The 10,935-nt window shown below is 62.4% G+C and carries 11 protein-coding genes; all 11 read left to right on the top strand.

From position 1 onward, the window contains the following. A partial coding sequence (locus BV071_RS16000; RefSeq protein WP_265594501.1) for a hypothetical protein occupies positions 1-2,267 on the top strand: 2,267 nt, incomplete at its 5' end. Then, positions 2,264-2,536: a hypothetical protein gene (locus BV071_RS15995; RefSeq protein ID WP_035609122.1), complete on the top strand. Its 273-nt coding sequence runs from the start codon at positions 2,264-2,266 to the stop codon at positions 2,534-2,536. The genes BV071_RS16000 and BV071_RS15995, both read left to right, overlap by 4 nt. A gap of 304 nt (positions 2,537-2,840) precedes the next feature. Next, positions 2,841-3,425, top strand: a complete 585-nt coding sequence (locus tag BV071_RS15990; RefSeq protein WP_052573421.1) for an Rrf2 family transcriptional regulator — start codon at positions 2,841-2,843, stop codon at positions 3,423-3,425. Further along, positions 3,412-3,606, top strand: coding sequence for a YezD family protein (locus BV071_RS15985; protein ID WP_052573420.1), 195 nt, complete (start codon positions 3,412-3,414; stop codon positions 3,604-3,606). The genes BV071_RS15990 and BV071_RS15985 overlap by 14 nt, the downstream gene beginning before the upstream one ends. Positions 3,607-3,879: 273 nt before the next feature. After that, a complete protein-coding gene (locus tag BV071_RS15980) occupies positions 3,880-5,088 on the top strand; it encodes a porin (RefSeq protein WP_035609117.1) in 1,209 nt (402 codons plus the stop codon). 32 nt (positions 5,089-5,120) lie between these two features. Next, positions 5,121-6,134, top strand: a complete 1,014-nt coding sequence (locus tag BV071_RS15975) for a sulfate ABC transporter substrate-binding protein (protein WP_052573419.1) — start codon at positions 5,121-5,123, stop codon at positions 6,132-6,134. 38 nt (positions 6,135-6,172) lie between these two features. Continuing rightward, complete coding sequence (locus BV071_RS15970; RefSeq protein WP_035609115.1) at positions 6,173-7,180, top strand: sulfate ABC transporter substrate-binding protein; 1,008 nt, start codon at positions 6,173-6,175, stop codon at positions 7,178-7,180. 123 nt (positions 7,181-7,303) lie between these two features. Beyond that, positions 7,304-8,122, top strand: coding sequence for a sulfate ABC transporter permease subunit CysT (gene cysT, locus BV071_RS15965; RefSeq protein ID WP_035609112.1), 819 nt, complete (start codon positions 7,304-7,306; stop codon positions 8,120-8,122). Between the two features lie 9 nt (positions 8,123-8,131). After that, complete coding sequence (cysW, locus tag BV071_RS15960; protein ID WP_052573418.1) at positions 8,132-8,971, top strand: sulfate ABC transporter permease subunit CysW; 840 nt, start codon at positions 8,132-8,134, stop codon at positions 8,969-8,971. Positions 8,972-9,043: 72 nt separating this feature from the next. Then, on the top strand, positions 9,044-10,075 hold the full coding sequence (locus BV071_RS15955; RefSeq protein WP_052573417.1) for a TOBE-like domain-containing protein: 1,032 nt from the start codon (positions 9,044-9,046) through the stop codon (positions 10,073-10,075). Positions 10,076-10,202: 127 nt separating this feature from the next. Beyond that, positions 10,203-10,934: a hypothetical protein gene (locus BV071_RS15950; RefSeq protein WP_035609109.1), complete on the top strand. Its 732-nt coding sequence runs from the start codon at positions 10,203-10,205 to the stop codon at positions 10,932-10,934. The last annotated feature ends 1 nt before the right edge of the window (position 10,935 follow it).

The raw sequence follows: 10,935 nt of genomic DNA, 5'->3' as shown, positions 1-10,935 counted from the left end.
CGCGGCCCCGCAGCGCCGGCTTGCTCACCAATGTGCGCGCTGGCGGCTTCCGCAAGGACCTCTCCTTCTATCTGGAGAAACCCCAATCGTCCGCACCTCAGAACGCGCTCTACACGGTGGGTGGTGCCAAGGGCATCAACGAGGCCGAGCTCTGGCTCTACTACAACTCCTGGAAGGAGCTGAAGACCGGCACCCGCGCCGCCTACACCACGGGTGGATCGATCGGCAACAAGACTCCCTATCTCCAAGTCGCCGAGAATCTGACAACGCTCAACACCGACCCCGAGAACCTCTTCAAGCAGCCGACCTACATCAGCTTCCAGACCATCCTCTCGCTGCATGGCCGTCAGGTCACCAGCAATGGCCAAACGATCAACCGCCTTGCACTGGTGGTCGATCCAATCGCGATCCTGTGGAATCCCCTGGACGTGCCGGTGGTGGTCACGCCGGCCTACCAATCGGTGAAGTTCTGGCAGCTCCCCTACGACCTGAAACTGAAGCGCGGCAGCACCACCTCCAGCATTTCGCTGAACAAGCTCGTGGGAGCTTCCAACTACCTGACGCTCACCGTTGGCAAGGCCAAGCCGGTCGCGCTCAAGCCGGGTGAAGTGGTGATGATCTCGCAAGGTGCGAATACCGCGATCAAGTCCTACAACCCCGGCCTGAACTACATCGACGGTGAAGCCGGCTGGAACTTCGGCGGCGGCATCGCCATCGACATCAAGGACAGCAGCGGCAAGTACATCGAAAGCGCCGGTAACGAGACGATCAACTACGAGGTCACGCCGAATGCCGAGCAATCCACCGGCACGGCGACCTGGTTCCTCACGGCGAATGATTTCTTCTACAAGGAGGACCGTGCCTCGCTGGGTGAGAGCGCGGGCCTGGGTGGCGTGATGATTGATGGCAAGGATGGCCTGCCCGCCGACCGCATCACCGCGGCGAGCAATCCGGCCTTCTTCAACAAGATCGCGCCCTCCGATACTCGCCCCCTGAGCTTCTCGCAGCTCTCCGGCCGCAAGGAGCCGATCATGGTCTTCTCCTACAGCCTGAAGACCGAGCTGGGTGCGGACCTGAGTGGGCGCTTCCTCGCGCGTTGCAACCCGAAGGCCCCGAAGACCGACTTCCAAACCCTGCAGCCGGATGAACTGGAGACCTTGCCCTATGAGGTTCACATCGAGCCCATGAGTAGTTGGAAGAACCGCAACATCGAGCTCAGCCCGAATGGCAACGGTTACTTCGGCGGGGGCTGGACCCGCGATACCGGCACTGGCGCGGTCATCACTCACGGCATCCCGCGCGAGCCAATCCATTCGCTGGCCGCTTTCCAATACGCTTTCGCGAACGGCTTTGTCGGTTCGACCTCCGGTCTCTTCGGCACCACACCGATGCTGCCGCAGATCAGCCATGCGATCGGCAATTCGATGGCTTCTCCTGTGATTCCCTCCGACAAGACCTCATCCTCGCTCGCCGGCCCGCGGCCCTTGGCCGACCACTCATACTTGGCAAACCAGACCTTGTGGGATGATTGGTTCTTCTCTGGCATCGCTCCGCAGACCGCGGCGGGCTTCAACAATAAGCGGGTGCAAAAGCAGGTCGCGCAGGATTTCTTGAAGGAGGGCAAGGCCCTTCCGAATGCACGCTACCGTGCGGTGCTCGGCGGCGGCGAGACTGCGGATGATGTGATCGGCCGCCTCTTTTCCGGCAGCAATCCGGCCCCGACTGCCGCACAGAAGATCGCCGCGCTGCTGGAAGCGGATGGCATGTTTAACGTGAACTCCACTTCGGTGGAGGCGTGGAAGACCCTGTTAGGTGGCCTCAAGGAGCAGCAAGTTTCGGTGCGTGGCAGCGGCGGTGCCGATGCGATGCAGCCGAGCGAGAATGTGCCGGTGGCCGGTCTCTTCGTCCCCGAAAATCAGGTCGCGGAGAAGAGTGCAGCGGGGGATGTGCTATCGACCCCGCAGTGGACCGGCCGGCGCGAGCTCAAGCAGGACGAGATCGACGCCTTGGCCAAGGCGATCGTCCGCGAGGTGCGCAAGCGCGGCCCCTTCCTCTCGCTGGCAGACTTCATCAACCGTCGTCCCGGCAGCGATAAGACGCTGGCCCGCGCGGGCGCGATCCAGAGCGCGCTGGACGCCGAGGACGTGCCGATCAACGCGGCCTACAATCACGGCAGCCGTGCGGCCGCCGCCGGTGGACCGGGTCGCGGCTTCACCTTCCCCAGGCCGAGGAAGGCGCAGCCGCCTACGGCATTCCCGGGATCGTGAAGCAGGCCGATATCCTCACGCCGGTCGCGCCCTATCTCTCCGCGCGCTCGGATACCTTCCTGATCCGTGCCTACGGCGATTGCGTCGATGCCGATGGCAAGATCCAAGCCCGCGCCTGGTGTGAAGCCGAGGTGCAGCGCGAGGCTCCCTTCATCGATAAGGCCAATCCCATCGATGAGTTGGTCGGCAACTTGAACCCCGTGAACAAGACCTTCGGCCGTCGCTACACGGTGGCTTCCTTCCGCTGGCTGCATCCCTCCGAGGTCTGAGCCGACCTTGAAGGCCAGCGTGCCGAAGGGGAGAGCTGAATGGACAGCCACTCGACCACGGATCTCGGCGGCGGTCGCCTGCGTGCCCTGTGGCGCGATGTGGCACCGGTTCAGGCGCGGCGCGCGCTGGGCCGAATCGAGGCTTGAATGACGAACTGAAATTGGGAGAAATGCCTTTCGGAGACCTCCAAGTGGGCATTCGATGCCTAGTCTAATTCACTCATTATTAGTGAATTAATAGCTATTCTCAAAAACCGGCTTGACCCTCTACCTTAAAACCATACCTTCCGCTCCACATTCGCCGATGCACCTTTCCAAGAAAGCCGAGTATGCGCTCCGCGCCACGATTCACCTCGGTATCGCCGCTGAGATGGGACTACCCACCGTGTCGGGAGTTGAATTGGCTGACGCCAACCGCCTGCCTCTGAAATTCATTGAGCGGATCCTCCAGGAGCTCCGCGAGGCTGGCATCGTCGAAACCAAGCGCGGCAAGCTGGGCGGCTACACGCTCGGCACCCCCGCGGACAAGATCCGCATCGGCGACCTCGTCCGCCTGATGGACGGCCGCCTTGCCCCGATCTGCTGCGCCAGCGAGTTTGCCTACCAGCGCTGTACCTGCCCGGACGAGGATCACTGCGGCCTCCGCATGCTGATGATCGACGTGCGCAACGCGATCGCCAACATCCTCGACCGCTACACCTTGGCCCAAGTCGTCGAAGTAACGCTGCGCAAGATGCGGCGCGACGGCATCGCCCCTCCTTTCTCCACCTTGGCTGGCTCCAAGGTCGGCGCCACCACTGCGCGTGGCAAGGCCGACCCTGCCGACGGCTTCCTGGTGGGACTATCCCAACTTGCTACCGCCCCGAGCGATGAACATGAAAACGAATGACCGTCAAAAGACGGACATCGTTCCTCCCGCCGATTGGCTGGATGTAGTCCGCAAGAAGGTCGAAGACCTTCGCTTCGGATCCGTCCAGATCATCGTCCACGAGGGACGAGTGACGCAGGTCGACAGCCTCGAGAAAACGAGGTTCCCGTCCGCGCGTGACGAGAACGGCTCGTCGTCCTGACCTTACCGAACCACGTAGCCTAACAGCTTTTACATCGCGAACCGCAGGGTTCGCTTCGAAATCCTGATCGAAGAGACCGACCGGACCACCGGAGTAGCTAGAGAAAGGGGAATCCGGATCGAGTGCGACCACGCATCCATCCACGTACCCTAATTTCCATCGCCTCAAGAGGTGGTCTCTTTTTTTGCCTAAAATTGGCGGCTCAGCCCGACTCCGCAACCTTCTCCCGAGGCCCGGGGTCCATCACCGCAGAGCTACCAACCCTCACCACACATGAAAAAAACCGACACCACCCGTGCCACGGGCGTGAAGGCGGCTCGCGTCGCTTCCGTCCGGGCTTCCCTGCTGATGCTGCCCCTTGCGGCGGTGCTCAGTTCCTCGGCACATGCCTTCGAGTTCGATCCCTTCGGCACGCCCTCGGATGAGGAGACTGCCGGTTTCAAGAAAGCATGGGATCTCTTCGTCCTCTATCACGACGACAAGAACCCGATCCTCGAGGAGTTCAAGCTGATCGGCAAATACCAGGGTCAGTACTACTGGGTGGATTCAGACCAAGGCAATACGGATGCGTGGGAAGACCGCCGCTTCCGCTTCGGCTTCGATGCGAAGATGTTCGAGAAGACCTTGGAGGTCCGCGCGACCTTCCAGAGCACGGACAATTTTGATCCCTTCTACAACGGCCTCGAGGATGCCTACGTCAGGTGGAAGCCTAACAAGGATTTCACCCTCACCCTCGGCCACTTCAAGCCGCTGATCGGTCATTTCGACTGGCTGCAATCGAGCGACCTCCAACAGACCTTCGATAGCTCCCAGATCTTCAACCAGCTCCGCGTGAACCGCATCCTCGGCATTACCGCCGAGGGCAAGGTAGGCGACTTCTCCTGGCAGGTCGGCGGCTACTCGAACGACAGCGACAAGGAGTTCGGCAAGTTCGGCGGGGCTTACAGCTTCGGTGCCGGCGTGGGCTATGATGCCAAGGCCTGCTTCGGCTGGGACAAGGCGGACTTCAACCTCGACTGGATCCACAGCGACCACGACAAGGACGACCATCTCTTCACCCGCTACGACGACATCATCTCCGCCACCTTCTGGGCGCAGCAGGGTCCCTTCCAGTTCGTGGTGGAAGCCTTCAATGCCTCCGGTGGCGAGGGGAAGGATGGCGATGTCTTCGGCTTCTTCATCCAGCCGATGTACGAGATTATCCCGAAGCGCCTGCAGCTTGTGGGCCGCTACTCCTATAGCACCGGCGATGGCCCGGACAGCGTCTACCGCCAGACTCGCTACGAGAGCGAGGCTCCCTTCCTGACCGGCGGTGGCCGTGGCGATGAATACAACGCGATCTATCTCGGCGCGCAGTACTTCATCTACGGCGACAAGCTGAAGATCATGGCCGGCGGCGAATACGCCAACCTTGATGGCGGCGGCAACGGTGGCGACTACGAGGGTGTGACTTGGCTCACCGGCGTCCGCTTCTACTTCTGAAGCCATCGCTTGGCCGGAACCTTCTTTCCCTCATGAAACGTCCCCTGATCGCTTCAGGCCTGCTGGCGGCACTTGCCTTCCTGCCAGGCTGCGAGGCCAAGAAAGAAGGTTCCGCCATCGAGCTGCAGAACGTCTCCTACGACCCCACCCGTGAATTCTACGAGGAATTCAACGCCGCCTTCGCCCGCAAGTGGGCGGCGGACGGGAAGGGGACCATCACCATCACCCAATCGCACGGCGGCTCTGGCAAGCAGGCCCGCTCGGTGATCGATGGCCAGCCCGCCGACGTGGTGACCCTCGCCCTCTCGCTCGATATCGACATGATCGCGAAGAAGGGCGGACTGCTCCCGGAGGACTGGCAAGCCAAGTTCCCGAACAACAGCTCGCCCTACACCTCGACCATCGTCTTCGTCGTTCGCAAGGGCAACCCGAAGGGGATCAAGGACTGGAACGACTTGGTGAAGGATGGCGTCGAAGTCATCACCCCGGACCCGAAGACCGGTGGTGCTCCGCGCTGGGCCTACCTTGCCGGCTGGGCATGGGCGGAGAAGCAGCACGGCGGCGACCAGGCCGCGGCGCGCGACTTCATTGGCAATCTCTACAAGCACGTGCCGGTGCTGGACTCTGGTGCCCGGGCTTCCACCACCACCTTCGCCCAGCGCCACATCGGGGACGTCCTTCTCTCTTGGGAGAATGAGGCACATCTGATTGCCAAGGAATTCCCGGACCAGACCCAGATCGTCTATCCTTCGTTGAGCATCCTCGCGGAGCCACCCGTCGCTGTCGTCGAAAAGACGGCCGCCAAGCGTGGCACGACTGAGGCGGCGAAGGCCTACCTCGACTACCTCTACACGCCGGAGGGCCAGGACCTCGCCGGCAAGCACTTCTACCGTCCGCGCGACCCACAGGCCGCGGCCAAATACGCCTCCACCTTCCCGGCATTGGAGCTCGTGACCATCGATCACTTCGGTGGCTGGGCCAAGGCGCAGGAGACTCACTTTGCCGACGGCGGCATCTTCGACCAGATTTATACCCGCGCGAAATAGGCACGGGCCCCGAACATCCATCCAACCGACAAGCAATCATGAAAACACGATCCCTCTTCCCGCTCGCTTTGGCCGCCCTACTGGCGCTGCCAGGCTGCTCTGGCAAGAAAGGCAAACTGGAACTCCAGAATGTCTCCTACGATCCGACCCGTGAGTTCTACGAGGCGGTGAATGCGGCCTTCACCAAGAAGTGGGCTGCCGATGGCAAGGGCGAGATCGACATCGTCCAGTCGCACGGTGGCTCCGGCAAGCAGGCCCGCGCCGTCATCGACGGCCAGCCGGCCGATGTCGTGACCCTCGCTCTGGCGGGTGATATCGACGCCATCGCCAAGAAGGCGCAGCTGCTCGCGGAAGACTGGCAGAAGAAGCTGCCGGACAACAGCTCGCCCTACACCTCCACCATCGTCTTCGTGGTCCGCTCGGGCAACCCGAAGGGAGTCAAAGACTGGCCGGATCTGGTGAAGTCCGACATCAAGGTGGTCACTCCGGATCCCAAGACCTCCGGTGGCGCACGCTGGAACTACCTGGCAGCCTGGGCATGGGCCGCGAAGGAATACGGTGGCGATGAAACCAAGATCCTCGACTACATCACCAAGGTCCTGCGCAACGTCCCGGTCCTCGATTCCGGGGCCCGTGCCGCCACCACTACCTTCGCCCAGAACAAGATCGGCGACGTCTTCCTGTCGTGGGAAAACGAGGCGTATCTGATTGAAAAGCAATTCCCTGGTCAGACCCAGATCGTCTATCCGTCGATCAGCATCCTGGCGGAGCCGCCGGTGGCCGTGGTCGAAAAGAACGCCGCCAAGAACGGCACCGCCGAAGCAGCCAAGGCCTACCTCGAGTTCCTCTACACCGACGAGGCCCAGGACTTGGCGGGGCAGAACTTCTACCGTCCCCGCAAGGCCGAGATCCTTGCGAAATACAGCAGCAAATTCCCCTCGCTGCCACTGGTGACGGTGGACAAGGACTTCGGTGGCTGGGCCGCTGCACAGAAGAAGCATTTCGACGACGGCGGCACCTTCGACAAGGCCATGGGAGCCAAGTGAGCAAGGCATGCCTCCGGTTCGGCTTGTGCTGAAGCACTCTGACTGAAAGTAAGGGGCGGGTGAGGCAATTGCTTCACCCGCCCCGGCTCGCCGGAGACCTGTCAGATCCCGATTTCTAGTTTCATGGCGAAACAGCGCGTCATCCCCGGCTTCGGCCTATCACTCGGCATTACCATTACATGGTTGAGCCTGATCATCCTCATTCCGCTCGCGGCCCTGTTCATCAAGGCAGCGGGCCTGGGGCCTGACGATTGGAAGAAGATCCTGACTTCGCCGCAGGTGCTCGCCGCGGCCAAGCTCACCTTCGGGGCCAGTGCGGCGGCTGCAGCGGTCAGCGTGGTCATCGGCCTGCTCACGGCGTGGGTGCTCGTCCGCTATGACTTCCCCGGGCGCAAGATCCTCGACGCGATGGTGGACCTGCCCTTCGCCCTGCCTACGGCGGTGGCGGGCATCACCCTGACTTCGATCTATGCGCCGAATGGCTGGATCGGCCAGTACTTGGAAGCGTGGGGGATCAAGGTCGCCTACACGCCCACCGGGGTTTGGGTGGCCCTCACCTTCATCGGCTTCCCCTTCGTGGTGAGAACGGTCCAGCCGGTCATGGAAGATCTCGCCCTGGAGCTGGAGGAGGCCGCGGCCAGCCTCGGCGCGAATCGCTGGACCACCTTCCGCCGCGTGATCTTCCCCATGCTGGTGCCCGCCCTGATCACCGGCTTCACCTTGGCCTTCGCCCGCGCGATCGGCGAATATGGCTCGGTCATCTTCATCTCGGGCAATCTGCCGATGAAGACCGAGATCTTGCCGCGCCTCATCGTCTCGCAACTTGAGCAGTACAAGTACGAGGCCGCCGCCGTGATCGCCTCGGGCATGCTCATCGTGTCCTTCGCCCTGCTTTTCCTGATCAACCTCCTGCAACGGCGCCTCAACTGGCAGGCCCGCTGAACCGCTGCGATGAGCCGTCCTTCCGCTACTACTGAATCCGGTCCCGTCCGCTGGTTGCTCATCGGCCTGGCCTTCGTCGCGCTTTCCCTCTTCCTGCTGCTGCCGCTGGCGGCGGTCTTCGTGGAAGCCCTGCGCCAGGGCTGGGATGTCTTCATCAAGGCCTTCTCCGATAAAGCCGCGGCGTCTGCGATCAAGCTGACCTTGCTCTCCGCAGCGATCGCGGTGCCCCTGAACACGATCTTCGGCGTCGCCGCCGCATGGCTGGTCACCAAGTTCCGCTTCAAGGGTCGCTCCTTCCTGATCTCTTTGATCGACCTGCCCTTCGCGGTCTCGCCGGTGATTGCAGGCTTGGTCTTCGTCCTGCTTTTCGGGGCCAGAGGCTGGTTCGGACCCTTCCTGCAAGAGCACGACATCCGGATCATCTTCGCCCTGCCGGGCATCGTGCTGGCCACGGTTTTCGTGACCTTTCCCTTCGTCGCGCGCGAGCTGATCCCGCTGATGGAAAGCCAGGGCAGCGATCAGGAGGAAGCCGCGGTCACCTTGGGTGCCGGCGGTTGGCAGATCTTCTGGCGCGTCACGGTGCCCAATATCAAGTGGGGCCTGCTCTACGGAATCCTCCTGTGCAACGCCCGCGCGATGGGTGAGTTCGGAGCCGTTTCCGTGGTCTCCGGCCATATTCGCGGCAAGACCAACACCCTGCCGCTACACGTGGAAGTGCTCTACAATGAGTACCACTTCAGTGCGGCCTTCGCCTGCGCCGCGCTGCTCGCCCTGCTGGCTCTTGTGACGCTCGGCCTGAAAACCGCCGTCGAGCATTTCACCGGGCACACCACCAAGGGCCGCCATTGAAACCCGATCTTCGCCACAGCCCGTCTTCCTCCAGTCTTCTGTCTTGAGTCTTTCAGTCTTGAGTCTCTTCCCATGTCCGTCTCGATCCAATCCATTCACAAGACCTTCGGTAACTACACCGCCCTCGACGATGTGTCGTTGGAGGTTCCGAACGGCTCCTTGACCGCTCTGCTCGGCCCCTCGGGTTCGGGCAAGACCACGCTGCTGCGGATCGTCGCCGGCTTGGAGTATGCCGATCCCGGCAGTGGCCGCGTGCTTTTCCATGGCGAGGACGTGACGGAGGTCCCCGCTGGCAAACGCGGTGTCGGCTTCGTCTTCCAGCACTACGCGCTCTTCAAGCACATGACGGTGGCGGATAACATCGCCTTCGGCCTGACCGTACTCCCCGCCGCCTCCCGGCCGCAGAAGAAGGAGATCGACGATCGCGTGAAGGAGCTCCTCCGCCTCGTGAAGCTCGAGGGTCTCGACAAGCGCCGCCCGCATGAGCTCTCCGGCGGCCAGCGTCAGCGCGTTGCTCTCGCCCGCGCCCTCGCCATCCGTCCGAAGGTCCTCCTGCTCGACGAGCCCTTCGGTGCACTCGATGCCCAGGTGCGCAAGGATCTGCGCCGCTGGTTGCGCCAGTTCCACGATGAGATCGGCCTGACCACCCTGTTCGTCACCCACGACCAGGAAGAAGCCCTCGAACTGGCCGATTCCGTCGTCGTGATGCGCAACGCGCGGATCGAGCAAACCGGCCCGCCCCAGGGAATTTACGACGAACCCCGGACTTCCTTCGTCTATGAGTTCCTCGGCGAGGTCAACAAGCTGGACGACGGCCGCTATGTCCGCCCGCACGAGATCGAGCTGCTCTTCGCCGCGGAGGAAGGCGTGCACCTCGCCGGTCGGGTCAGTCACCTCTTTGTTGCCGGACCCGTCGCCCGCCTCAGTGTCATGCCGGAAACAGGCAGCCGCCGCGAGATCGAAGTCTGGGCCACCCGCGACCAGGTCGACGAGATGGCTCTCAGTGTCGGCGACATCGTCGGCCTCCGCTTCCCGGAGCTGAAAGCCTCCCAGCGCCCGCGCAAGACCCCTGAAAAGGACGACCCGAACGATCATTCGATCTAAGGTTCAGGCAGTTCCGCCCCGCCGCAAAAAATCCCCTTGAAAACCCGTCTCCTTAAAACCTACATTTAGGTATGGATATTGAGTAGGCCACTTGGCCGGACATTGAAAAACCACCACCGCAAAAACCATGCATCTCACCACCTTGCATCCCGACCTCCGCAAGAACCTCCGGAACCTTGTTCAAGGCTACGTCGAGCATTGCGAATTCTCGCCGCACCTCACCGGCCGGATCGATTTCCCCATCTACTACATGGGCTTCAAGTATGGTGCCCCGGTCTTCACCCACACGGGTCCGGGCAAGGCAGGGATCGACCGTCCGGTGGTCGGCATGATCGGCTGGAATACCCCGGCGAGCCAGCTCCCGTCGCAGGTCCTGCTGGAGTTCGTGGAGATCTTGACCCAGCACCCGAAGCTGGCCCAGGAGTCGATCCTGCGGATGCTGCCGGTCGCCAATCCGGTGGCCTTGGAGCTCGATCAGGACGCTCCTTCCCGGGAAGATTGGGATCTGCTCGGCAATCTCGCCGACCAATTCCACGAGCAGGCCGCGGACGGCTGGATCGAGGTCCACACCGCTGACGTGAGGGAATTCACCCTCGCCGGCGAAGTCAGCCCGGCGCTCTACAAGACGCTGGAGCAGGCCAAGGAGCGCGCCGGTCTCCGCGAGCGCCTCGGGGTCCGCTTCCCGGATGTCTTCGACCTGAAGCCCGTGCGCCACGATGAGCGCTGGCAGGTGCGCCTGATCATTCCCTCGGATTGGGATGACTCGCGCTCGATCCGCGCCACTGCCCGCTTCCTGGCCCGCTTGGTCCACGTCCAAGCCCGGATCAATCGCCGCCAACGCAAGTCGGCTCGCCTCTAAC

Source organism: Haloferula sp. BvORR071 (assembly GCF_000739615.1).
Taxonomy (GTDB): Bacteria; Verrucomicrobiota; Verrucomicrobiia; order Verrucomicrobiales; family Akkermansiaceae; genus Haloferula.
Note: the sequence above shows the minus strand (reverse complement) of the source record. Positions and strands in the feature narration are given on the sequence as shown.